Below are 22,359 nucleotides of genomic sequence, written 5' to 3'. Positions count from 1 at the left end.
CACCAGATGCCGGGGGCGGGTGGGATGCGCGGGTATACCGCGCATCCCTGGTTGTCAGTTGAGATCAGCCGCGCGGTCGGCGTCGACCTTCGCCTGAGCATCGGCGACCGCTGCCGTGAACTGGTCGAACACTTCAGCTCCGCCGGTGACGTTTGTCTTGAACCAGTCGAAGACAGGCGAGACGGAGGTCTTGAAGGCTTCCTTCTCGGCAGGTGTCGGCACGTAGATCTCGCCGCCGGCCTTGAGGAAGTCCTGATAGGCGGCGATTTCCTTGCGCTTCGGTGATGCAAACGTCGCCTGCTGAAGCGCGGCGAAGCCGTCAACGACGATCTGCTTCTGCTCGGGCGTCAGGCCCTGGAAACGGTCGTTGGACATCCACCAGAAGGCACCCATGTAGCTGTGGCCGTCGAGCGTCAGGTATTTCAGGCCCGCATCCGGGAACTTCATCGACATGATGTCCGTGATGCCGTTGGCAGTTCCTTCAACTACACCCGTCTGCAGCGAGGTGAAAAGCTCCGGCCACGGGATCGGGGTGGGTGCTGCACCCACGGCGGTCGCAACCTGCTGCGGCAGGTCTGCCGGGACCGTGCGCATCTTCAGACCCTTGAGGTCTTCCGGCGACTTTACCGGCTGTTTCGTGTTGGCGTAGTTGCGCCAGCCGCCGGTGTTACCGATCGTCATCAGGCGGATCTTGTTGTCGCTGTCGGCCAGTGCCTTCTCGCGCAGCTTGCGGGTGAAGTCACCGGTCAGCACTTCCTCTGCAATCCGGTCATCGCTCATCAGGTAGGGCAGGTCGAGCACCTGGATATAGGGGAAGAGGCCGGCAGCCCCGCCCGAGGTCGAGATGTAGACGTCGAGCGAGCCGTCGGCGACGCCTTGCAGGCATTCCTCGCCGGTGGCGCACAGCTGCGTTCCCATGAAGAGCTCGACGGCCATCGTGCCATTCGAGGCGTTCTCGATATAGTTCTTGAACACGACGAGACCGTCATAGTCCTCGTCGTTCTCGTTGGAATTGGCGGTAGCGCGCAGCGTGATGTCTGCTGCCTGCGCCACTCCCGTGATTGTCAATGCGCTGGCGAGCAGCAGGGTCTTAAACATGGACTTGAGCATTCTGGTTCCTCCCGTTTTCTCAAGTTAGTCAACGAAGCCCGCAAGGCGCGGGACCGTCAGGGTCAAGGCGGGGAAGTAGGTGATCAGGAAGATCACCACGATTTCCGCCGCCAGGAATGGCAAGGTGGCTTTTGCAATCGTCTCGACGCGAAGCCCCGAAACAGACGAGGACACGAAGAGCACCAGACCCATGGGTGGGGTCAGGAGGCCGACTGTCAGGTTCACCGCCATGATGATGGCGAAGTGAACGGAGTCCACACCCATTTGGGTGAAGATCGGGCCGAGGATCGGTCCGAGGATGATGATCGCGGGGCCTGCATCGAGGAACATGCCGACGACAAACAGCAGCAGGTTTATCAGCAGAAGCAGGACGAGCGGGTTGTCGCTCAGGCTCAGGATAATCGAAGCGAGCAGTTCCGGCGTGTGCGACAGGCTGGCGACAGTCTTGAACGCCATTGCCGCTCCCACGAGCAACAGGACGACGGCCGACGTCATTGCAGCGCGCATGAGGATTTTCGGCATGTCGGCGACATTGAGGGTGCGCAGCACGAACAGGCCAATGAAGATGGCATAACCGACGGCAACCGCAGACGCTTCCGTCGGGGTGAAGATGCCGCCGAGAATGCCGCCCATGATGATGACGGGGGTCATCAGCGGCCAGAATGCGTTGAGGCTTGCGCGCCCGCGCTCCGACCAGGAGGCACGCTTCGTCGCGGCCGGGAGGTTTTCGCGATCCGCCAGAAGATAAACGATCACCATCAGGCTGATGCCGATGAGGACACCGGGCACGATGCCGGCGAGAAACAGGGCCGCGACGCTCTCACCCATGACATAGGCATAGATGATCATAATGCCGGATGGCGGGATGATCGGACCGATGATGGACGATGCTGCCGTGACGGCCGTTGCAAACCGACGGCTGTAGCCCTGTTTTTCCATGGCGGGGATCAGCATGGAGCCCAGCGCCGAAACATCCGCAACGGCCGAGCCGGAGAGACCGGCGAACAGCATTGACGACAGGATGTTGACGTGGGCAAGCCCGCCGCGCAGATGCCCTATGACGGCCTGGGCGAATTCGACCAGGCGCATGGTAATGCCGGCCCGGTTCATCAACTCTCCGGCCAGCATGAAGAAGGGGATCGCCATCAGCGGGAAGCTATCCATCCCGTTATAGACGTTTCGGTAAAGCAGCACGATGTCGCGCTCCTGGCCATTCAGCCAGAGCAGGATGGCGGGTGCTGCGATCAGGCCGAAGACGATCGGGAAACCGAGCAGCAGAAGAACCATGAAGAGCGGAAGGAAAAGGCTGAGCATCATTCAGCTCCCAGGCCGCCGAAGGTGGTGATGGGCTGCAGCCTCTCACCACGTCCAAACAATTCCAGCAGGCCACGCAGGATCAGTTCGATGTTGACCACGAACATCATGGTTACGCCTGCCGCGAGCGACGCCATCATCCAGCTACGAGGCACCTTCATCCACGTGCTCAGATCAAGCGACGTGGGCACGGCAATCGCGGGCATGGCGAAACGCCCGCCCAAGCCTGTCGCTTCGGCCCAGCCGATACGCATACCGACAAAGAGCAGCACGGCCGAGAGGCCGAGAAAGAGCAAGGCGATGATGGTGCCGATCACGCGCGGAAAGATGTCGAGGATCATCGTGATCGCGACGAAGCCGCCCTGACGGAAGGCCGTCGGGACCATCAATCCGGTCATCCAGAGCATGAGGAAACGTGATGCTTCTTCGCTCCATGCCAGGGCGTCGCCGAGAATGTAGCGAAAGAAAACCTGCACCAATATAAAGACGAGCATAATGCCGAGAGCTCCGGCTCCCAGCCAGAGACCAAGGGTCAGGACGGCGGCATTCAGCCGTCCGAGCAGATTGGTCAGATTCGAAAGTGCCGTCATGACTCCACCCATTTCTTGTCATCGGTCAAATCGGCAAAACGATCGAAGACAACTCCAGCCCGCGCAAGCACGGTCGTTCCGGTTCCAGATTCCGCGGGAGCAAAATCTCCCGCGTTCACTTGTTCCTGTGTTCCTCGATCGTCTCGCCGCAGCATGCACGGCATGCGCCGACGACGTCCTCCCATTTTAACTCAGACGGCGAAGCGTCCGAACCGTCCACCCGAGAAACACAGCGGTTCTCCCTGCCGATGCGCAACTCTCAACACCCTGCCTATGACGAGCGTATGATCCCCTGCGTCGTGCTGTGCCTGCTGGATGCATTCGAAACGCGCGAGCGTGCCCGGCAGGACTGGTACCTCCTCGTCGTTGAGGCAAACCTCGATGCCATCGAAACCGCTGCCCCCGCGTGTGAACGCGGCGCTCAGATGATCCTGATCTGCGCCCAGAACATGGATCGCGAAATGCCCGGCGCCGGTGAAGGCGCGATATCTCGACGAGCTCTTGGCCGGCGACCACAGCACCAGCGGTGGATCTAGCGAGACGGAGGCGAAGCTGTTGACGGTCATGCCAATTGGACCGTCGTCGGTCATGGCGGTCACCACGGTCACGCCCGTGGTGAAGCTGCCGAGCGCGTTGCGAAAGGCGCGATGATTGTCGCCTCCTGGAACGAAGACGGCTTCCAGTGCATGAATGTCATTGGCAGCCATCATCAGGCAACCTCCCGTCCGATCGCGAGTGTGTAAAGTTCGAACCAAGTCTGGCGATCCATATCCACCTTGGTCGCGTCTGCGATCCTGGCGATGCGTTCGAGCGAATTGGTGCCCATGACCGGCAGGATGGTCGCAGGATGGCGCAGCAGCCAGGCGACGGCGACCGCCGTTTCATCGACGCCGTGTTCGACGCCGATCCGCTTCAAGGCGGCCAAGAGTTCCGGCTTTGATCCGTCCATGAGGCGCCCGCCGCCAAGCGGAGACCAGGCCATGGGCGGGACCATGCGCTCCTGCAGATAGGCGAGATCACCGTTCACGAAGGTGTCTGTTGCCAGCAGGCTCATCTCGATCTGGTTGGTGACGAGATTGTTCTCCATCGAAGACTGCAGGAGCGAGATGTCCCAAGGGCGGAAGTTGGAAACGCCGACCGCGAGCACCTTGCCGGAGGCGACCAGCGCATCGAGCGCCGGACCTGTCTCGTCGGGGTCGATCAGCGGATCGGGACGATGGATCAGGAGCAGGTCGACGTGATCCGTGCCCATGTCAGAAAGCGAGGCTTCGACGGACGCGGTGATATGGGCAGCCGACGTGTCGTAGTGCTTAACGCGTGCTGCCTGATGGCGGCCGGCAGGTGCCACGATATCGCATTTGGTCACGATTTCGAGCTTGTCGCGCAGTCCAGGCGCGGCCTTCAAGGCGTTGCCGAGCACGGCCTCCGCCGTATAGCCGCCATAGATGTCAGCCTGGTCCATCGTGGTGATGCCCTGGGCGAGGCAGGCCTCGATCTTGGCCTGGACATGTTTCGCCGACGTGTCGGCATCGTCACCGATGCGCCACATGCCGTAGACAAGGCGACTGAAAGTTAGGTCTGGGGTGAGATTGACGCGCTGCATTAGCGGCGAACTCCATTTCCGAGAGGTGTGGGCGGCGTTTCCGAGGGAACGCGGCCATAAGCATGGGGGAGCGAGACGGTCTTGAGTTCCGGCAGCACCTTGGTGCCAAAGTGGACGGCCTCGTCGATATGCGGGTATCCCGACAGGATAAAGGCGCGGATGCCCATTTTCCGGTAGGCTTCGAGTTCGGACAGGATCTGGTCCGTGGAGCCGACAAGCGCTGCACCACAGCCGGAACGGGCACGGCCGATACCGGTCCACATGTGCGGTTCGATATAGCCGAACTGGTCGGCGAGTTCGCGAGCACGGGCCTGATGCGCGACACCGAGCGAGATCGAGTCATGCGCACGGTCGCGGATCAGCTTGCCGTATTCGTCATCGAGCTTCGAGACGATGTATTCGGCGTATTCCCGCGCTTCCTTTTCGGTGTCGCGGACGATCATGTGAATACGCAGACCATAATCCAGTGTGCGGCCATGGGCCTCGGCTCTGGCATGGACGGCCTTCATCCGCTCTGCAAGCTGGTCCTTCTTCTCGGGCCACATCAGATAGACGTCGCATTGCGCACCGCAGAGTTCGAGCGCGTCGGGCGAGTAGCCGCCGAAGTAGAGAAGGGGGCCGCCATTCTGCTGATAGGGACGGGCGGGTTCTGTCGATACACCCTTGAACTGGTAGACTTCGCCTTCATGGTCGATCGTCTCGCGCGTCCAGGCCTGGCGCAGGATCTCCACGACCTCATGGCTGCGCTTGTAGCGGAAGGCGCTGTCTGCCACTTCGCCGGGAAAATCCGAGCTGATCACGTTGAGGGTCAGACGACCCTTCAGCATGTGGTCGAGGGTCGCGACCGTACGCGCCAGCATGATCGGCTGCATCTCACCGCAGCGGATGGCGGCCAGCATGTTGATGCTGGAGGTGATCGGTGCGCAACCGGCAACGAAGCTGAGCGTGTCCTGACCCACCTGATAGGAGGAAGGACAAAGGATGTTGCGGAAGCCGAGCTGTTCGGCCTTCTGCACAATGTCCGAGCAGTGTTCGAAGCTCGAGCGCAGGGCTCCGTCCGGCACGCCGAGAAATTGATAATCGTCAGAGCAGAGCGCGGCGAACCACGACACTTCCGCGCCATCCAGGTCTGCCGATGTAACGGGTACGATGGTCATTGAGGTCTCCTCCAAGGCTCCAACTTTCCTCTTGCCTAACACCGGATTTGATGTAGATCAATAGTGTATCAATTTTTTCTCGGCGATACAGAAATGCCACAGAACCACGCGACCCAGCCGCCCGGCAGCCTTCCGATCTATGTGCAGATCACCGAACTTCTCGTTCGCGATATCGCGGCGGGGCGGCTGATCGACGGGGAGAAACTGCCGCCGGAACGGGACATGGCCGAGGAACTCGGAATTGCCGTGGGAACGTTGCGCAAGGCTCTGGCTGAGCTGCAAAATCGGGGGCTTCTCGAGCGAGTCCAGGGGTCCGGCAATTATGTCCGGGCGATCTCGGACCCGCAGTCGGTCTATGCGCTGTTCCGGCTTGAACTGCTGGGCGGAGGTGGATTGCCGACGGCAGAGATCCTGACCATTGATCGCCTTGAAAAACCGGCTGATTTGCCTGCCTTTGGGCGTTCCGGCGAGGCGCATCGCATCCGCCGTCTGCGCCGCCTTTCAGGCAAGCCCGCTGCGCTCGAGGAGATCTGGCTGGACGGATCTTATATCGATGCGATCGAGCGCGAGGCGGTGTCGGAATCGCTCTATCTCTTCTACAGGACCAAACTGTCGCTGTGGATCGCGCGGGCAGAGGACCAGATCGGCCTCGATCTCGTGCCCGACTGGGCGCCGTCGATCTTCGGCCAGGCGCCCGGAGCAGCGGTCACCCACATTCAACGCATCAGCCAGGATCAGGAAGGGTTTCGCGCCGAAGTTTCGCGGACCTGGCTCGACCACAACATCGCCCGCTACGTGTCGCGGCTGAAATGACGGCACGGCACAAGGCAGACCAACCCAGGAGGAAAGAGTGGCAGGACTGAATTACGGAATCATCGGTTGCGGCATGATGGGGCAGGAGCATTTGCGCAACATCGCCCTTTTGCAGGATGCAACGGTGGTGGCGATCTTTGAGCCGGATGCCGGCATGCGTGCACTGTCGGCAGAGGCGGTTCCTATGGCCAAAATGGTCGACTCGATCGAGGAATTGCTCGCCGTCGAGGCGGTGAACTGCCTGTTGATCGCGAGCCCCAACTTCCTCCATCTTGACCAGCTGGAAAAGATTGCCGCGATCCGCCCGCTGCCGGTGCTGGTCGAAAAGCCGCTTTTCACCGATCCGGCCGATGCGCCGCGTCTCGCCGCCTTGCGTGCCGCCTATCCGGCCCCCATCTGGGTCGCCATGGAATATCGCTACATGCCACCCGTCGCGCGAATGATCGCGCAGGCGGAAGAGGCGACTGGCGGCATCCGGATGCTGACCATTCGCGAGCATCGATTTCCCTTTCTCGAAAAGGTCGGTGACTGGAACCGGTTCAACCGCAACACCGGCGGGACGCTTGTGGAGAAATGCTGCCATTTCTTCGACCTCATGCGGCACATCCTGAAATCGGATCCGGTGCGTGTCATGGCGTCCGGCGGTCAGGCGGTGAACCATCTCGACGAAGTCTACGAGGGCAAGTCCTCTGACATCTGGGACAATGCCTATGTCATCGTCGATTTTGCGTCAGGGGCCCGGGCCATGCTCGAGCTCTGCATGTTCGCGGAAGGCGCTCGTTATCAGGAGGAAATCTCGGCCGTGGGACCGGAAGGGAAGATCGAATGCCTGGTTCCCGGTCCCGGTCGCTTCTGGCCGGAACATCTCGGCGAGCCGCCGATCGCCCAGGTCATCGTGTCGCCACGCGATCCCAAGGGACCCCATGTGGTGGAAATTCCGGTCGATCCGGAACTGCTGGAGGCCGGTGATCACAACGGCTCCACCTTCTATCAGCACCAGCGTTTCCAGAAGGCTGTGCGGGGTGAAGGGGTGGTGGACGTTGCTCTCGACGATGGCTGGTGGGCGGTGGCCATGGGGCTTGCGGCCCAACAATCGGCGCAGACCGGCCAGGCTGTGACCTTCCCGCTTTCGTTCGCGCCACGCTGAATGGGCATCGGCGATGGCGCGATCCCCGGGGGGCTTTCTCCGGGGACGCGCCATCGCCGACAACGACATCTCACGTCCTGTCTTGCTTTCGGGAGCCGTATTGCGACCAGGTTTCAGTCGCGGTCGGCCATGGGTCCTGCCTCGGCCCAAGTTTGAAACTTCGCCCCCACCTTCCTTTCATGGAGGCGATGGGGAGCCCCGGATCTGAACGAAGACGGCCGCGCTCGAGGCGCGGCCGTTGGCATCAGGAACCATTCCTGCTTCAGGTCCGCAGCACCCGGTAGATCGCGGGGATGACCAGCACCGTCAGCAGTGTCGAGGAGATCAGGCCGAAGAGCAGCGAGATCGCAAGCCCCTGGAAGATCGGGTCGGTCAGGATGACGGCGGCACCGATAATGGCGGCAAGTGCTGTCAGGAGGATCGGCTTGAAGCGGATCGAACCCGCCTCGACCAGAACGTCTGTCAGGCCCCTTCCCGTGTGGTCGGCATGGCGGATGAAATCGACAAGCAGGATCGAATTGCGGACAATGATGCCGGCGAGCGCGATAAAGCCGATCATCGATGTCGCCGAAAACGGCGCGCCGAAGAGCCAGTGGCCGCCGAGGATGCCGATGAAGGTCAGCGGCACGGGCGTCAGGATGACCAGCGGCACCTTGAAGGAGCCGAACTGGGCGACCACGAGAATGTAGATGCCGAGCAGCGCGATCATGAAGGCAGCGCCCATGTCGCGGAAGGTCACCCAGGTGACTTCCCATTCGCCATCCCAAAGCAGGGTTGCCTCGTCCTCGTTGGTCGGTTGACCGCTCAGGGAGATGACCGGTTTGGGGAGGCCCGTCCAATCCTGCGCATCGATCGCGTCCTGAACCGCGAGCATGCCGTAAAGCGGCGCTTCGAAGTCGCCGGCCAGCTCGGCCGTCACCATCTCGGCGCTGATGCCATTGTGGCGGAAGATCGGCAGTGAGGTCTTCTCATCGAGGACACGCACGACGTCGCCGAGTTCGACAACGCCCTTGTCGCCCGGCAAGACATTGGCCGGCATCGGGGTCGAGAGGAAACGCTCGTCGATGACCTTTTCGCCTTTCGCCCGCTCAAGCCGGATCGGGATCGGCGGGCGGCCTTTGCCGCGATGGGAATAACCAATGGTCTTGCCGTTCGACAGGATCGAGATCGTATCGAAGACGTCGCCCTCTTCGACGCGGTAGAATTCCGCATCGTCGGTCGAGATGACCAGACGCTTGCGCGGGGCCTCGACACCGTAGGAATTGTCGACGTCGACGATAAAGGGGACCGAGCGGAAGGCCGCCTCGACTTTGGCCGCGACACGGCGGCGGATCTCCGCCGTGGGGCCGTAGATCTCCGCAAGAAGGGTGGCCATGACCGGCGGACCCGGTGGGGGCTCGACGACCTTGAGGCTTGTGCCTTCGGGTGTCGGGATCGATGCAATTTTCTGACGGATGTCGAGGGCAATATCGTGGCTCGAACGATCACGGTCCGATTTCGGCGTCAGATTGATCGCGACGTCACCCTGATAGGAGGCCGCACGCATATAGGCGTGGCGCACGAGGCCGTTGAAGTTGAAGGGTGCGGCAGTGCCGGCATGGGTCTGCACGGACACCACCTCCGGCATGTCGAGGACGGTGCGGCCGACGGCCTGCGCAATGGCATCGGTCGCCTCGACGGACGAGCCCTCCGGCAGGTCGATCGTCACCTGCAGTTCCGACTTGTTGTCGAAGGGCAGGAGCTTCACCGTGACATGCTTGGTGTAAAACAGGCTCAGCGAACCGAGCGTGAGCAGCCCGACCAGTACCAGGAAGATCCAGCTTCGGGTCTTGGTGGCGAGGATGGGGCGGGCGGTCGCCGCATAGAGCCGTCCGAGTTTCCCGCCCGTCTCGTGAGCCTCATGAGCGTGGACGGGCGCGTTGCCTGCGACCTTCAGCATCAGCCAGGGCGTCACCATGACCGCAACGAAGAAGGAGAAGATCATCGCCGCCGAGGCATTGGCCGGGATCGGGCTCATATAGGGACCCATCATGCCGGAGACGAAGAGCATCGGCAGGAGGGCGGCGACGACTGTGAGGGTTGCAACGATCGTCGGATTGCCGACCTCGGCGACGGCCTCAATGGCGCTGCGGCGGCGCGAGCGCTTGTCACCCATGCCCCAGTGACGGGCGATGTTCTCGATGACGACGATTGCGTCATCGACGAGAATGCCGATCGAGAAGATGAGGGCAAAGAGCGAGACGCGGTTCAGCGTGTAGCCCATCAGGCGTGAGGCGAAAAGGGTGAGCAGGATCGTCACGGGAATGACGATGGCAACGACCAGAGCTTCGCGACGGCCGATCGCCAGCCAGACGAGGGCGATGATCGAGACGGTTGCGAGGCCGAGGTGGTAGAGAAGCTCGTTCGCCTTTTCGTTGGCGGTTTCGCCATAGTCGCGGGTCACCTCGACATGGATGTCCTCAGGAATGAGCTTGCCTTCCAGGGCTTCGATCCGCTCGAGGATGGTTTCCGCGACGATCACGGCATTCGAGCCGGCGCGCTTGGCGATGGCGAGCGTGACCGAGGGCACGCGCTCGACGCTCTCGCCATCCTTGCTCAGCGTGGACACCAGGGCTTCGCTGGTGTCGGTGGCAAAGTCGATCATGGCCACGTCGCGGACATAAACCGGGCGACCATCGCGGGACGTCAGCAGCAGATTGCCGATCTCGGCCGGGGTGGACAAGGTCTCACCGGCGATGACGTCGATCTGGCGGCCTTGTTCCCGCACCTGCGAGGCCGGCATGGCCGTGTTTGCGCCGCCAACCTTGCCGGCGAGCTGCTGCAGGGTGATCCCATAGAGGGCGAGCTTTTCCGGCTGGGGAGAAATGCGGATGATCTCGTTGGTCTCGCCCACCACATAGGTCAGGCCGACGTCCGGGACCTTGGCGATCTCGTTGCGAACTTCGCGCACGATGCGGGTCAGGTCGTTGGCGCCGATATGGCCACTGGCGACCTTGGTCGGGGAGAAGGTGAGCGTGACGATCGCGACGTCATCGATGCCGCGCCCGACAACCCTTGGTTCGGCAATGCCGACGGGAATACGGTCGATATTGGCGCGGACCTTGTCGTGGACACGCAGCACCGCCGTGTCGGACGAGGTGCCGACAAGGAAACGGGCGGTCACCATGACCATGTTGTCCATGGACTGGGAGTAGATGTGCTCGACGCCGTTGATGCTCTTGACGATCGTTTCCAGTGGTTCTGAGATCAGCTTCTGGGCGTCATCGGCGCGCAATCCCGGAGCCTCGACGATGATGTCGACCATGGGCACGGAGATCTGCGGTTCCTCTTCGCGCGGCAGGGTCAGCAGCGCGATCAGGCCAAAGGCGAAGGCGGCGATCAGGAAAAGCGGTGTGAGCGGTGACTTGATGAAGGCGCGTGTGAGATTGCCGGCAATGCCCAGATTGCCCATGGGGGTATCGTTTTCCGGGTCCGCGCCACCAGGCGCGCTATCGATATGATCAGTCATTTCGTCACCACGACATCACCGGCCGCGAGGCCGGACAGGATCTCGATCTTTTCCTCCCCGTCGATCTCCACGGCATTGCCGGCGACCACGGTGCGATCCACCACCTTGTCGCCCTCGCGGACGGCGACGAAGTCGATGCCGGCTCGGCTGGAAACGGATGTCGGAGGCACCAACAGCGCCTGGCGATTGCCGACGGGCAGTTCAACGAGCACTCTCGCTGCGACGAAATCGGTGTCGAGGCCGTCGACCTCCACATCCGCCGTGACCCGACCGCCTTCGATCTGCGGATAGATCTTCACGAGTTCGCCTTCGAGCTTTTCCCCTGCGGCCTCGATGCGGATCTGGGCGCCTTGAGAAAGTTCATGGGCGTGCCGTTCGGGGACTGCGAGTCTCAGGAAGAAGCCACCACCAGCAATCGTGGCGACCGTTTCACCGGCCATGACCACGGCATCGCGGGTGACAGGCACTGAGATGACGCGGCCGTCCGACGGCGCAAGAACGGCGCCTTCGGAGGATTGCTGGACAAGAAGGGATCGCTGGGCTTCGGCCTGGCGAACCTGATTGGTGATCACGTCCAGCTGGGTGCGAAGCTGATCGAGCCGCTGGGTGCTGGCCGCGCCGCTGCGGACCAGCCTGTCTGCACGGTCGAGTTCAACCTGTGCATCATTCACCGAAGCGGTCAGGCCCTGAAGCTGGGCATCCACAGCCTTGATCTGGAAGTCGATTTTGTCGTCCTTGACCTCGGCAATCACATCGCCGGCCTTGACGAGGTCGCCCTCGGTCACGGTGAGGCGTGCTACCGTGCCGCCGAGTCTTGCGCGTGCCAATACTCTGTTGCGCGGCTGGATTTGGCCATAGACCGCCTTCATCTCCGGTATGCTGACCGGCGTCAGCTCGGTGTCGGCTGCATGGGAGACGCTCATTCCGGTTGCCGTGAGGGCAGCGATCAGGGTGATGAAGGCGGTGGGCTGCATGACAAATGTCCTCAGAATGCGGTGCCGGGTCGAAGACCCAGCTTGCGGAAGATCATGGCTGCCGGGCAGAAGCCGGTGAAGGCGGACTGTAGCATGTTCACGCCAATGAAGACGGTAAACCAGACGAATCCTGGATGGACGAAGTGCGTGAGCAGCAGCGAGAGGAGGACCATGAGGCCGGCAAAGGCGAGGACGGCGCGATCGATCGACATATTTTTCTCCTTAATGTACATATCTACGACAATACGTAGATAATGGGCAAGCGGAAGTCAAGCGGAGGCGGGGCTCATTCCATGGTCGCGGCTGTCAGGTGACGCAATCCGAGGTCTTGCAGAAACTGTCGTAGAGGGTGCCAATCACGGCGCGGGCCGGTTCGCTCTCAATCCGATACCAGATTGTCTGGCCGTCACGCCGCCCCGCAATGATCTTCTCGCGACGCAGGAGTGCCAGATGCTGGGAGACGGTACTGTCGCGAATCCCAAGGAATTCCGCCAGTTGGCCGACGGAATGCTCGCCATCAGCGAGGCGGCAGAGGATCAGCAGGCGATACCGGTTCGATAGCGACTTCAGGAGTTCGCTGGCCATATCGGCACCAAGCTTCATCTGTTCAGGATCAATCTTCATAGATACGAATGTATATCATTAATCAGTGCTGGCAAGTGTTGACATGCCGCGTGGGCACCATAAATATAATAAAAATACTATGTATTGTGCGTTGACAGCCTCGCGTCCGCATTTATCTCTCGAAGGAGCCCTGCATGAGCATTCGCAGCATCGATCCCAGTTTTCATGTCACCGGCCAGATCAAACCTTCGCAACTGCGCGAATTCGCAGATCTGGGCTTCAAGACCGTGATCTGCATGCGTCCGGACAAGGAAGGCTTTTTCCAGCCCTCCTTCGAGGAAGTGGAGGAAGCTGCGCGCGGTGTCGGGCTGGAAGCACATTACCTGCCTGTTGTTCCCGGATCGCTCTCTTTCGATCAGGCGCGCCAACTCAGGGATCTGCTCTCCAGGCAAACTGGCCCGGTTCTCGCCTATTGTGCCTCCGGCATGCGCTGTATCGCTGCCTACGACCTTGCCAAGCGGGCCTGATTTGCGCGGATCCCCAACTGCCTGCAGTTGGGCTCGGTGAGGCAGCGCACAAGGCCAGGGCTCGACGCAGCCGGCGATTTGTTCTCCTATGTCCGTCAATCGAGGAGCGGCGGCAATGGATCAGATGCATACAGAACACTTTGCAGGCAATCCACGCATCGTTTACGGCGGTGTCGAAGAACACCTCCAGGAGCCGGTCTGGCAGGCCGCCATGCCGCTTCTCGCACGCCCGGGCTATGAGCGTGCAGTGCTCGCCTACTGCCGCAGAATGGTCGAACCGAACGACTTTCGCTGGCCGGCAAACAAGATCTTCGCCCAGAAAACGCGCTACATCACCTGCTACATGCTGATAGCACTTGCGGGGCGTTTCGACCTTGGGATCGGCCCGGCGCCGACGATGACCCTGCTCAAGAGCGTCGTGCCGGGCAGCGGGCGGCAAGCCAGCGATCTGATTGCAGGCCTGAGGGCAGGCGGCTATGTCACAGCCGAACAAAATCCGAGCGATCGGCGCGAACTGATCCTTCGCCCGACTGAAGCGCTGATCCTCAAGATCGCGCGCTCGCCCCTGGCCTTCCTCGCGTCGTCCGCTCTGCTCGAACAGCATGCGTTGCATGACTGGATGGCCGTTGATCCTTTACGGATGGGTGATCTTCTCGCGCGATCGATGGATGCCATCCTGACCAAGGACGTGCTTTTCGCTCCCTTTCCGACAATCGTCGATTTCTCCGGCCGGGATAGTGGTTATCTCATTCTGTGCGCCGTGATTGGCGCTCATCTCTCCCGATCCGGAGGCGAAAGCTGGGACCTTCAGCTGAGCTATGATGCTCTTTCGCAGCGTTTTCAGGTCTCCCGCCAGCACGTGGGCAATGTCCTGACGCCCTCCGTGAAACGTGGTCTCTTCAGCATCCAGAACGGCCGGATCGAGGATGTCGACGGAGGATTGCTCACCGAGTTCTTCTGGTGGAGCGCCGGACAGATGGCGCATTATCAGATGGTTGCGCGGGAATCGTCATCCGGTTGACGTATATGGCAGAATCTATGCGTTGATTTAGAAATTATTTAATTGCTGGTGGGCTAGATTGATTCCGAGTTGCAGACTCAGGATTGCACGCCGGTCCAACCGGGCGATCATCATCGTGACAAGGTGCCAGCCGGTCGGGCTTGCCGAGGAGAATTGCAGATGAACACGACGTCGAATGCCACAGATGCCCTCGAGATCATCGCTTTTCGCCTTCACCAGCAGGAATTCTGTGTCAAGACGACCTCCATCCGCGAAATCCGTGGCTGGGCACCGGTGACGCCGATCCCCCATTCTCCCTACGAAGTCCTCGGCGTGATGAACCTGCGCGGCACGGTCATCCCGATCGTCGATCTGGCGGTCAAGCTTGGCATGCCGGCGGCGCAGGCGACGGAACGCAGCGCCGTGGTCGTCACTGAAGTCAATGGCATGACGGTCGGCCTTCTCGTCGATGGCGTATCGGACATTCTGACCGTCGCCGGCAGCACGCTGCAGCCGCTTCCAGCCGCGACCGGCCCAAGTGCCGCCTTTTCCGACGGTATCATCGCGCATGACAAGAGCATGATCTGCTTCCTCAGCCTCGAGCGCATGTTTGGCGAGGATGATCCTTCTTCCTGGGGCATGGCAGCCTGATCATTCGGGGCGGGGCGATTGAAGCCCCGTTTCCTTTCAGGGCGACAATTGCGCCCGATCTCCCGTCAGTCTTTTGTCCAAATTCGTGACGTGATGCGGCGCATCAGCAGCGGCCACGAAGACATGCGATCTCATCCCGTCAGCGGAGACCCTCAAGGGTCTTCTGGACGACGCCGCTATATCCGCAATTGATATGGTTTTTGTGGGCTGACTTCTCGGTCTCGCAACAGGTGACCAGCCGGCTCGCTCCGGACAGGACTGGTAGCCCGGCTTCCTGTCCGCCGGCGAGCGCCGGGCCTCCATTCAGGACGACAATCCAACTTGTTTCGAAAGGCGTCAGGCAGCCGTTTCGTAACGGGCCATATTCCGCCGGCTCACCAAGGATCGGTCCTGGGTCTTGCCGGGCGTGACCAAGGTGAGAATTTCAGCGGCAAAGGCTTCTGCGTTGCGGATTGCCTTTTCGCCGCCGCTCGTCGTCGTGCCCTCAAGCTTGCGCAGGGGGCGATTGAGGTCAAACATCTCCCGGAAGGCTGCCCTTTCGGCGATCGGCGTATCGAGAACATTGATCTGCTGCTCGGCCAGAAGCCGTTTCACGGCCGTCATCGAACGCGTGGTTATGGCGGGGTTGACCCTGGAAAGCACGACCGAATGGGGGATGCAAATACCGGCCTTGCGGTCGAGATAGCGCAGCAGATCGAGAACCTGCGCGCCGCCTTGCGCATCCATGCTGCTGCCCTGGATCGGAACGATGACGTGGTCGGAGAGGCCGACTGCGGAAGCGAGAAGCGGGGATTGGATGCCGGGAAGGTCGATGATGACGAAATCCCATTCCTGCCGACGTTCGTGGACGATCTTTTGTATGGTTGAGGCGGAGACATAGGTCTCGACAGACAGGCGTGGAATGAGTGGTGCACCTTCCTGCCAGCGCGAGAACCACCGTTGCGGGTCGGCGTCCAGAACGCAAACGCGATGATTCTGATGCAGGAGTTCGGTGGCGAGCAGAAGGGCTGCGGTCGTCTTGCCTGCGCCGCCTTTCGTGTTTGCGAAAGTGATTACTGCCATGGTGTATTCCTGGTTCGTGTATCGGGAGCCGGAATTGCTCATGCAAGGCACAGGAATCGTGCAGTCGAAGTTGTAAAGAAACGTGGTTAATAAGATATTGCGATTTTTAGGGAGGTTATGCCCTTTGGCTAAACTTCAAGCATCCTTCGGCCTTTCGCGGACGACCGTTCAGCATCGCAGTGAATGGATATTAACTTTTGGCATCTTGAAGTAGAGTGGCATGCATCAGGGGCGTGTCGCAAGTCTATGCTGCAGTGCACAACATATAATAGTACTTTTTCTCTTTACAGCGGTTGAGCCGTTGCCTATGCATAACGGCAGGCACCGTGGAGGCGGTGTCTTTTCAAGGGAGGACATCATGACATTTCTTCGCAAGCTTGCGCTCAGCGCAAGCGTGATTGCACTCGGCTGCTCGTCTGCCCTGGCGGCAGACCTCACCGTCGGCTTCTCGCAGATCGGTTCTGAATCGGGCTGGCGCGCTGCTGAAACATCCGTCACCAAGCAGGAAGCTGAAAAGCGCGGCATCGAACTGAAGTTTGCCGACGCACAGCAGAAGCAGGAAAACCAGATCAAGGCTATCAGGGGCTTCATCGCTCAGGGCGTTGACGCCATCCTCGTTGCTCCCGTCGTCGCAACCGGCTGGGAAGATGTTCTGACGGAAGCCAAGGAAGCCGAGATCCCGGTCATCCTGCTCGACCGCGGCGTCGATGCTCCGCAGGATCTCTACCTGACCTCTGTCGCATCCGACCAGGTGAAGGAAGGTCGTGTTGCAGGCGAATGGCTGGTCAACACCGTCGGCGACAAGCCGTGCAAGGTCGTTGAACTGCAGGGCACCGTCGGTTCGACGCCTGCCATCAACCGCAAGAAGGGCTTTGAAGAAGCCATTGCTGGCAAGGCGAATATCAGCATTGCCCGCAGCCAGACCGGCGATTTCACACGCGCCAAGGGTAAGGAAGTCATGGAAGGCTTCCTGAAAGCTGAAAATGGCGGCAAGGACATCTGCGCGATGTATGCCCATAACGACGACATGGCCGTCGGTGCCATCCAGGCAATCAAGGATGCCGGGCTGAAGCCGGGTACAGACATTCTGGTCGTGTCGATTGACGCTGTTCCGGATATCTTCGCCGCCATGGTTGCTGGCGAAGCCAATGCGACCGTGGAACTGACCCCGAATATGGCAGGACCTGCCTTCGATGCGATCGATGCCTTCATGAAGGACGGCAAGCAGCCGGAGAAGTTCATCATCACGGAATCCAAGCTCTACACGCCTGCCGACAATCCGCAGGGCGAGTATGACAACCGCAAGGGCCTCGGTTACTAAGGTAACCCTCCCGGCAGGACCCCGCCAAATACTCGTGGCGGGGTCGCTGTCGCTTTCTCCCGGCGTCAGCAGGGGGTAGCTTCGTGGGAGAGGGGGAAGAGGCAATGACCAAGCATCCATCGATCGTGCTTGCGGCGGCGGGCATCACCAAGACATTCGGCAATCACACGGCGCTCGCGGACGTCGACATCGCATTTCATCGCGGCGAGGTGCATGCGCTTCTCGGTGAGAACGGTGCCGGAAAATCGACGCTGATCAAGATCCTGACGGGAGCGTATATTCCCGATGGCGGGACGATTTCCGTCGATGGCGAAACCGTCCATTTTACCACGCCACAGCAGGCCCAGGCGCTCGGCATCGGCACGGTCTATCAGGAGGTCAACCTCCTGCCCAACATGACCGTCATCGACAATCTGTTCATCGGTCGCCAGCCGACCAACCGCTTCGGTCTGGTCGACAAGCGCCACATGGAGCGGAAATCTCGCGAGATCCTGACGAGCTATGGCCTCGATATCGACGTGAAGGCCGAACTTTCGACCTTTTCCGTCGCTGTCCAGCAGATCATCGCGATTGCACGCGCCGTCGAACTCTCCGGCAAGGTTCTGATCCTCGACGAGCCGACCGCGAGCCTTGATCGTTCCGAGGTCGAAAAGCTCTTCGGCATCGTCCGCCAGTTGCGTGATCGTGGCCTTGCCATCGTCTTCATAACCCATTTTCTCGATCAGGTTTTCGAGCTGTCGGATCGCGTGACGGTCCTGCGCAATGGGCGCCTCGTCGGGACAGAGGCCATCGCCTCGCTCGACCGCACCAGCCTCGTGCGCATGATGCTTGGCAAGGATCTGGCCTTCCATCATCCCGAGGTGCTGGGCGAAGAGGGCGAGGTGGGCGAGACGCTGATGGAGTTCGAGGGGTTCGGGCTTTCCAACAGTGTTCAACCCTTCGATTTGAAGATCCACCGCGGTGAAGTCGTCGGTGTTGCCGGTCTCCTTGGTTCCGGACGCACGGAAATGGCACGGCTGATGTTCGGTATCGACCATGCCGACAGTGGTTCGCTCAAGATCGACGGCGCGACACGGCAGGTGCGCAATCCGCGCGATGCGGTGGAGCTCGGCTTCGGCTTTTGTCCGGAAGACCGCAAGATCGACGGCATATTCGGTGATCTCTCGGTCCGCGAGAACATCGTCATCGCCATGCAGGCGCGGCTGGGCTGGTTCAAGGCACTGAACCGTGACGAGCAGTTGGAGATCGCCGGCGACTTTATCGAGGCGCTCGACATCCGCACGGCATCGGCCGAGCTACCCGTCAAGCTCCTGTCCGGCGGAAACCAGCAGAAGGTTATCCTTGCCCGCTGGCTCGCCACCGATCCGCGCTTCCTGATCCTCGACGAACCGACGCGCGGTATCGATGTCGGCGCCCACGCCGAAATCGTCCGCATGATCAGCCGGTTGCGTGAAGACGGTCTCGCACTCGTCGTCATATCGTCCGAGCTCGACGAGATCGTCAGTTATTCCTCGCGCGTCGTCATCATGCGCGATCGCAAGATGGTCGCAGAACTGCATGGCGCCGATATCACGCCCGGCGTCATTGTCCAGACCATCGCCGCCCTTCCGGCGGAGGCCGAGGCATGAAAAGGCTTTCAATGTCCCGTATCATTTCTCCGCAGCTGTTGGCGCTCGCCGGCGTGCTGTTCTTCAACTGGCTTGTCTTTCCCGGCTTCTTCAACATCACCTGGCAGGACGGGCGCCTGTTCGGCAGCCTGATCGACGTCATGAACCGTGGCGCCCCCGTCGCGATCCTTGCGATCGGGATGACCGCGATCATCGCTACCAAGGGCGTGGATCTCTCGGTCGGTGCGGTCATGGCGGTGGCCGGCGCGGTTGCCGCGACCTGTGCGGTTGCCGGCCAGCCGCTGATCGTCACCCTTTTCTCTGCCCTTGCCGTCGGGATCCTGTGCGGCATGTGGAACGGCATTCTCGTCGCCTATCTCGGCATCCAGCCCTTTGTCGCCACGCTGGTACTCATGGTGGCCGGGCGCGGGGTGGCACAGTTGATCACGGAGGGGTCGATCGTCACCTTTTCCGACCCGGCCTTGATCTTCGTGGGCACCGGCAATCTCTTCGGTCTGCCCATGCCGGCCGTGATCGCCATCGTCTTGATGCTCTTCGTCCATCTTGTGATGCGGCGCACGGCGATCGGTCTGTTCATCGAGGCCATCGGCATTAATCTTTCCGCCGCCAATTACACCGGGCTGCGCAGCAAGATTTTCATTCTCTGCATCTATGCCTTCGGCGGCTTCTGTGCGGCGACAGCGGGGATTATCGCCGCTGCGGACATCCGCGGGGCAGATGCCAATAATGCCGGTCTCTGGCTCGAACTCGACGCCATCCTCGCGGTCGTCATCGGTGGCACTTCGTTGCTTGGCGGACGCTTCTCGATCCCGATGTCGGTGCTCGGCGCGATCATCATCCAGGCGATGAACACAGGCGTGCTCGTCTCGGGCTTCCCGCCGGAGTTCAACCTGATCGTCAAGGCCGGCATGATCATCATCATCCTGGTGCTGCAGTCGGCCCGGATCGCCCATCTGCTCGGCCGCAAGTTCGGTCCGCGCCAGGCCGTTGCGACAACACCCCCCAAGACCTCAGGCCAAACTTCGGGACAGGCACGATGAATCCGCGTTATCGCCCACTCGCTGCGACCACCCTCATCTTCGTGGTCGCCTATGCCATCTGCATTTTCCAGTTCCCGGCCATGTGGTCGACCAGGGTGTTCGGAAACTTCCTGACGGACAACGCCTTTCTCGGCATCGCCGCCGTCGGCGCCACCTTTGTCATCATTTCCGGCGGCATCGATCTATCGGTCGGCGCGGTGATCGGCCTGACGGGGGTCATCACGGCCATCCTGATCTCCTGGGTCGGCATCCATCCGCTGGCGGTCTTTGCGATCGTGCTTGCGCTTGCGGCCACCTTCGGGGCCTCCATGGGAGCGGTCATTCACTTTCTGCAGGTGCCCCCCTTCATCGTGACGCTGGCCGGCATGTTCCTGGCGCGCGGTCTGGCCTCGGTGCTCAGCCAGGATTCGATCCCGATCGACCACGAGTTCTACCGGACGATCTCCAGCCTCTACTACCGGCTGCCCGGTGGCGGCCGCCTGAGCTTCATCGGACTGCTGATGCTTTGCACCTTCCTCGTCTTCGGTTTTATCGCCCACAAGACGCGGTTCGGCTCCTATGTCTATGCCATCGGCGGCAACATCAATTCGGCGTCGCTGATGGGGGTGCCGACCGGGCGGGTAACGGTCGGCATCTATGCGCTGTCGTCCTTCCTGGGCGGGCTCGCGGGCATCGTCTATTCGCTCTACACCTCGGCCGGCTATCCGCTGGCGGCGGTGGGTATCGAACTTGACTCGATTGCAGCCGTAGTGATAGGCGGGACCCTGTTGACGGGCGGTTACGGTTTCATCTTCGGAACCCTGATCGGGGTCATGCTGCAGGGCCTCGTCCAGACCTATATCGTCTTCGACGGGACGCTCTCCAGCTGGTGGACTAAAATCGCCATCGGGTTCCTGCTGTTCATGTTCATCCTGCTCCAGAAGCTGGTGTTTACCGCACAGACCGGGCGTACGCGCCTGAAGAAGGCCCCTGCATGAGCGAGCCGGGGAGCCTTCTTCGCTCCCTGTCAGGGCGGTTGACGGCGCGTAACTATCATTCGCATGTCATCAACGAGATCGGGGCCGGGGTCATCTCCGGTCGCTATCCCGTTGGGACGACCCTTCCGAATGACGCCAAATTCATGGAAGAGTTCGAGGTGTCGCGTACGGTTCTGCGCGAGGCATTGAAGACCCTGGAGGCCAAGGGCTTGCTCGAAGCAAGGCCAAAAGTCGGCACCAAGGTTGCCAAGAAAAGCCGTTGGAACCTCTACGATCCTCAGGTGCTGGCCTGGCATCTCGAAGCGCCGCTAGACCCGGAGTTTCTCTCCGGCCTGCATGAGGTGCGCCGCTCGATGGAACCGCAGGCGGCAGCTGAAGTTGCCAGACGCCGCACGGCGGACCAGATCCGCCTGATGCTCTACTGGATCCACCAGATGGAGACCTCGCTGGGCTCCCTACAGAACTTCGCGCTTGCCGATTTCGAGTTGCACCGGATCATCGCGGACGCCGCTCACAATCCATTCGTGCGGGCGCTTTACGGTGTCATCGAGCTCGCGCATGCGCTGGCCTACAAGGCACTGATGACTGCTCCTGACGCTTGTGTGCTGGACGCGATCCTCGACAAGCACCGGCTCCTGGTGAACCGGATCGAATATGGCGACGAAGCCGGAGCGCGAAATGCCATGCTCGAAACCATCGAACATGACCGGATGGTGGCGGAGTGGTCCGGCTAGTTCCAGGCCGGGCTGGTGGGTTCAGAGGGCGAGTGCATTCTTGCGCATCGGGGTTTCTGCCACCGACAGGTCCGAGATCGGCCTCAATGTGCCCGGGCGTCGGCATCCCCCGACATCGGACTTCGGCTGAGGTGCTTCAGTCCGTCATGCCTGCCGGTGCGGCAAGCGGCAGCATGTCCTTGTAGATGCCGGGCGACGAGCCGGGAATTGCGATTGCACCCACGCTCCTCTCATAAAAACCCTCGGGGCCGGCACCGCCGATGATGGCATAACCGTAACCCTGGTCGCGCATGTCGAGAAGGGTGCGGATCAGCAGCGCATGGCCGATGCCCCGACCTCGGGCATTCTCGTCCACACCGGTTGGACCGAAGAACCCCTTCATCGTTGCCTCGTGGCAGGCAAAGCCCAGCAGGGTCTCGCCTTCATGGGCAATCCAGCAGGTGACGGGCTGGCGCATGATTGCTGCCGTCGCCTCGGCTGCCCAGCCGGCGCCGAAACGCGGCTCGATCCAGGCACAGATCCCCGAGAGTTCCGGCACGAGCGCGCGCCGGATCGTCACGCCTTCGGCATGCATGCGCCTGTCGAGGTCGGGGTTTGGCTGCAGATCGTAGAGTTTCACGAGCATGTCCGTAGCCATTC

General features: G+C 61.1%; 22 protein-coding genes. 10 read left to right on the top strand and 12 right to left on the bottom strand.

Features of this window, described 5'->3' with window-relative positions; genetic code table 11:
• Positions 1-54: 54 nt before the first annotated feature.
• The 6 genes from QTL56_RS10735 to QTL56_RS10710 form a co-directional block, all read right to left on the bottom strand.
• On the bottom strand, positions 55-1,110 hold the full coding sequence (locus QTL56_RS10735; protein WP_229574802.1) for a TRAP transporter substrate-binding protein: 1,056 nt from the start codon (positions 1,108-1,110) through the stop codon (positions 55-57).
• 24 nt (positions 1,111-1,134) lie between these two features.
• The gene (locus QTL56_RS10730) at positions 1,135-2,424 is read right to left on the bottom strand and encodes a TRAP transporter large permease (RefSeq protein ID WP_229574964.1); all 1,290 of its coding nucleotides are present in this window, start codon (positions 2,422-2,424) and stop codon (positions 1,135-1,137) included.
• Positions 2,424-3,014: a TRAP transporter small permease gene (locus QTL56_RS10725; RefSeq protein WP_229574801.1), complete on the bottom strand. Its 591-nt coding sequence runs from the start codon at positions 3,012-3,014 to the stop codon at positions 2,424-2,426. Before QTL56_RS10725 ends, QTL56_RS10730 begins: the two co-directional genes overlap by 1 nt.
• A 191-nt stretch (positions 3,015-3,205) precedes the next feature.
• Complete coding sequence (gene smoA, locus QTL56_RS10720) at positions 3,206-3,724, bottom strand: NADH-dependent FMN reductase SmoA (RefSeq protein WP_229574800.1); 519 nt, start codon at positions 3,722-3,724, stop codon at positions 3,206-3,208.
• Entirely contained in the window at positions 3,724-4,617 is an 894-nt protein-coding gene (locus QTL56_RS10715; RefSeq protein ID WP_245135747.1) for an aldo/keto reductase, read from the bottom strand. Before QTL56_RS10715 ends, smoA begins: the two co-directional genes overlap by 1 nt.
• The gene (locus tag QTL56_RS10710) at positions 4,617-5,774 is read right to left on the bottom strand and encodes an LLM class flavin-dependent oxidoreductase (protein ID WP_245135750.1); all 1,158 of its coding nucleotides are present in this window, start codon (positions 5,772-5,774) and stop codon (positions 4,617-4,619) included. Before QTL56_RS10710 ends, QTL56_RS10715 begins: the two co-directional genes overlap by 1 nt.
• A gap of 93 nt (positions 5,775-5,867) precedes the next feature.
• Here QTL56_RS10710 and QTL56_RS10705 point away from each other — a divergent pair, with 93 nt between their 5' ends.
• Both QTL56_RS10705 and QTL56_RS10700 read left to right on the top strand, forming a co-directional pair.
• Positions 5,868-6,587, top strand: coding sequence for a GntR family transcriptional regulator (locus QTL56_RS10705; RefSeq protein WP_245135751.1), 720 nt, complete (start codon positions 5,868-5,870; stop codon positions 6,585-6,587).
• 73 nt (positions 6,588-6,660) lie between these two features.
• Positions 6,661-7,734 (top strand): Gfo/Idh/MocA family protein, encoded by a 1,074-nt coding sequence (locus QTL56_RS10700; RefSeq protein ID WP_245136616.1) that lies wholly within the window; start codon positions 6,661-6,663, stop codon positions 7,732-7,734.
• A 262-nt stretch (positions 7,735-7,996) separates the two neighbouring features.
• On the opposite strand, the gene QTL56_RS10695 is transcribed toward QTL56_RS10700, so the two are convergent.
• The 4 genes from QTL56_RS10695 to QTL56_RS10680 all read right to left on the bottom strand — a co-directional run bounded on the left by QTL56_RS10695 (position 7,997) and on the right by QTL56_RS10680 (position 12,840).
• Positions 7,997-11,185 carry an efflux RND transporter permease subunit gene (locus QTL56_RS10695; RefSeq protein ID WP_245136617.1) on the bottom strand — a complete coding sequence of 1,063 codons (3,189 nt, stop codon included), beginning with the start codon at positions 11,183-11,185 and terminating at the stop codon, positions 7,997-7,999.
• A gap of 53 nt (positions 11,186-11,238) precedes the next feature.
• Positions 11,239-12,216 carry an efflux RND transporter periplasmic adaptor subunit gene (locus QTL56_RS10690; RefSeq protein ID WP_245135753.1) on the bottom strand — a complete coding sequence of 326 codons (978 nt, stop codon included), beginning with the start codon at positions 12,214-12,216 and terminating at the stop codon, positions 11,239-11,241.
• Positions 12,217-12,227: 11 nt separating this feature from the next.
• Positions 12,228-12,428: a YgaP family membrane protein gene (locus QTL56_RS10685; protein WP_245135755.1), complete on the bottom strand. Its 201-nt coding sequence runs from the start codon at positions 12,426-12,428 to the stop codon at positions 12,228-12,230.
• A gap of 94 nt (positions 12,429-12,522) precedes the next feature.
• Positions 12,523-12,840 carry an ArsR/SmtB family transcription factor gene (locus QTL56_RS10680; protein ID WP_229574794.1) on the bottom strand — a complete coding sequence of 106 codons (318 nt, stop codon included), beginning with the start codon at positions 12,838-12,840 and terminating at the stop codon, positions 12,523-12,525.
• 134 nt (positions 12,841-12,974) lie between these two features.
• On the opposite strand from QTL56_RS10680, the gene QTL56_RS10675 reads away from it, so the two are divergent.
• From QTL56_RS10675 to QTL56_RS10665, 3 genes are all read left to right on the top strand, one after another.
• Positions 12,975-13,307 carry a protein tyrosine phosphatase family protein gene (locus tag QTL56_RS10675; protein WP_245135756.1) on the top strand — a complete coding sequence of 111 codons (333 nt, stop codon included), beginning with the start codon at positions 12,975-12,977 and terminating at the stop codon, positions 13,305-13,307.
• A gap of 115 nt (positions 13,308-13,422) precedes the next feature.
• Positions 13,423-14,328 (top strand): MarR family transcriptional regulator, encoded by a 906-nt coding sequence (locus QTL56_RS10670; RefSeq protein WP_245135758.1) that lies wholly within the window; start codon positions 13,423-13,425, stop codon positions 14,326-14,328.
• A gap of 159 nt (positions 14,329-14,487) precedes the next feature.
• Positions 14,488-14,958 (top strand): chemotaxis protein CheW, encoded by a 471-nt coding sequence (locus QTL56_RS10665; protein WP_229574791.1) that lies wholly within the window; start codon positions 14,488-14,490, stop codon positions 14,956-14,958.
• Positions 14,959-15,294: 336 nt separating this feature from the next.
• On the opposite strand, the gene QTL56_RS10660 is transcribed toward QTL56_RS10665, so the two are convergent.
• Entirely contained in the window at positions 15,295-16,020 is a 726-nt protein-coding gene (locus QTL56_RS10660) for an AAA family ATPase (protein WP_245135760.1), read from the bottom strand.
• Between the two features lie 358 nt (positions 16,021-16,378).
• Between QTL56_RS10660 and ytfQ the strand changes: the two genes are divergently transcribed.
• The 5 genes from ytfQ (at position 16,379) to QTL56_RS10635 (ending at position 21,720) form a co-directional block, all read left to right on the top strand.
• Complete coding sequence (gene ytfQ / locus QTL56_RS10655) at positions 16,379-17,341, top strand: galactofuranose ABC transporter, galactofuranose-binding protein YtfQ (protein WP_229574789.1); 963 nt, start codon at positions 16,379-16,381, stop codon at positions 17,339-17,341.
• Between the two features lie 104 nt (positions 17,342-17,445).
• A complete protein-coding gene (locus QTL56_RS10650) occupies positions 17,446-18,969 on the top strand; it encodes a sugar ABC transporter ATP-binding protein (RefSeq protein ID WP_245135761.1) in 1,524 nt (507 codons plus the stop codon).
• Complete coding sequence (locus QTL56_RS10645; protein ID WP_245135762.1) at positions 18,966-20,009, top strand: ABC transporter permease; 1,044 nt, start codon at positions 18,966-18,968, stop codon at positions 20,007-20,009. Before QTL56_RS10650 ends, QTL56_RS10645 begins: the two co-directional genes overlap by 4 nt.
• Positions 20,006-20,986, top strand: a complete 981-nt coding sequence (yjfF, locus tag QTL56_RS10640) for a galactofuranose ABC transporter, permease protein YjfF (protein ID WP_229574786.1) — start codon at positions 20,006-20,008, stop codon at positions 20,984-20,986. Before QTL56_RS10645 ends, yjfF begins: the two co-directional genes overlap by 4 nt.
• The gene (locus QTL56_RS10635; protein WP_245135763.1) at positions 20,983-21,720 is read left to right on the top strand and encodes a FadR/GntR family transcriptional regulator; all 738 of its coding nucleotides are present in this window, start codon (positions 20,983-20,985) and stop codon (positions 21,718-21,720) included. Before yjfF ends, QTL56_RS10635 begins: the two co-directional genes overlap by 4 nt.
• 136 nt (positions 21,721-21,856) lie before the next feature.
• Here QTL56_RS10635 and QTL56_RS10630 read toward each other — a convergent pair whose 3' ends face one another.
• Entirely contained in the window at positions 21,857-22,357 is a 501-nt protein-coding gene (locus QTL56_RS10630) for a GNAT family N-acetyltransferase (RefSeq protein ID WP_245135764.1), read from the bottom strand.
• Between the last annotated feature and the right edge of the window lie 2 nt (positions 22,358-22,359).

Origin of the sequence: Peteryoungia algae (assembly GCF_030369675.1) — a bacterium.
GTDB lineage: Bacteria > Pseudomonadota > Alphaproteobacteria > Rhizobiales > Rhizobiaceae > Allorhizobium > Allorhizobium algae.
Note: the sequence above shows the minus strand (reverse complement) of the source record. Positions and strands in the feature narration are given on the sequence as shown.

What these genes read in the sequence shown, in the direction of transcription:
- QTL56_RS10715 (WP_245135747.1), bottom strand. Translation starts at nt 4,617, where the DNA reads ATGCAGCGCGTCAATCTCACCCCAGACCTAACTTTCAGTCGCCTTGTC.
- QTL56_RS10645 (WP_245135762.1), top strand. Translation starts at nt 18,966, where the DNA reads ATGAAAAGGCTTTCAATGTCCCGTATCATTTCTCCGCAGCTGTTGGCG.
- QTL56_RS10660 (WP_245135760.1), bottom strand. Translation starts at nt 16,020, where the DNA reads ATGGCAGTAATCACTTTCGCAAACACGAAAGGCGGCGCAGGCAAGACG.
- QTL56_RS10630 (WP_245135764.1), bottom strand. Translation starts at nt 22,357, where the DNA reads ATGGCTACGGACATGCTCGTGAAACTCTACGATCTGCAGCCAAACCCC.
- QTL56_RS10690 (WP_245135753.1), bottom strand. Translation starts at nt 12,216, where the DNA reads ATGCAGCCCACCGCCTTCATCACCCTGATCGCTGCCCTCACGGCAACC.
- QTL56_RS10685 (WP_245135755.1), bottom strand. Translation starts at nt 12,428, where the DNA reads ATGTCGATCGATCGCGCCGTCCTCGCCTTTGCCGGCCTCATGGTCCTC.
- QTL56_RS10675 (WP_245135756.1), top strand. Translation starts at nt 12,975, where the DNA reads ATGAGCATTCGCAGCATCGATCCCAGTTTTCATGTCACCGGCCAGATC.
- QTL56_RS10665 (WP_229574791.1), top strand. Translation starts at nt 14,488, where the DNA reads ATGAACACGACGTCGAATGCCACAGATGCCCTCGAGATCATCGCTTTT.
- QTL56_RS10670 (WP_245135758.1), top strand. Translation starts at nt 13,423, where the DNA reads ATGGATCAGATGCATACAGAACACTTTGCAGGCAATCCACGCATCGTT.
- QTL56_RS10725 (WP_229574801.1), bottom strand. Translation starts at nt 3,014, where the DNA reads ATGACGGCACTTTCGAATCTGACCAATCTGCTCGGACGGCTGAATGCC.
- QTL56_RS10735 (WP_229574802.1), bottom strand. Translation starts at nt 1,110, where the DNA reads ATGCTCAAGTCCATGTTTAAGACCCTGCTGCTCGCCAGCGCATTGACA.
- QTL56_RS10695 (WP_245136617.1), bottom strand. Translation starts at nt 11,185, where the DNA reads ATGGGCAATCTGGGCATTGCCGGCAATCTCACACGCGCCTTCATCAAG.
- smoA (WP_229574800.1), bottom strand. Translation starts at nt 3,724, where the DNA reads ATGATGGCTGCCAATGACATTCATGCACTGGAAGCCGTCTTCGTTCCA.
- QTL56_RS10680 (WP_229574794.1), bottom strand. Translation starts at nt 12,840, where the DNA reads ATGAAGATTGATCCTGAACAGATGAAGCTTGGTGCCGATATGGCCAGC.
- QTL56_RS10710 (WP_245135750.1), bottom strand. Translation starts at nt 5,774, where the DNA reads ATGACCATCGTACCCGTTACATCGGCAGACCTGGATGGCGCGGAAGTG.
- QTL56_RS10705 (WP_245135751.1), top strand. Translation starts at nt 5,868, where the DNA reads ATGCCACAGAACCACGCGACCCAGCCGCCCGGCAGCCTTCCGATCTAT.
- yjfF (WP_229574786.1), top strand. Translation starts at nt 20,006, where the DNA reads ATGAATCCGCGTTATCGCCCACTCGCTGCGACCACCCTCATCTTCGTG.
- QTL56_RS10635 (WP_245135763.1), top strand. Translation starts at nt 20,983, where the DNA reads ATGAGCGAGCCGGGGAGCCTTCTTCGCTCCCTGTCAGGGCGGTTGACG.
- QTL56_RS10730 (WP_229574964.1), bottom strand. Translation starts at nt 2,424, where the DNA reads ATGCTCAGCCTTTTCCTTCCGCTCTTCATGGTTCTTCTGCTGCTCGGT.
- QTL56_RS10650 (WP_245135761.1), top strand. Translation starts at nt 17,446, where the DNA reads ATGACCAAGCATCCATCGATCGTGCTTGCGGCGGCGGGCATCACCAAG.
- QTL56_RS10700 (WP_245136616.1), top strand. Translation starts at nt 6,661, where the DNA reads ATGATGGGGCAGGAGCATTTGCGCAACATCGCCCTTTTGCAGGATGCA.
- ytfQ (WP_229574789.1), top strand. Translation starts at nt 16,379, where the DNA reads ATGACATTTCTTCGCAAGCTTGCGCTCAGCGCAAGCGTGATTGCACTC.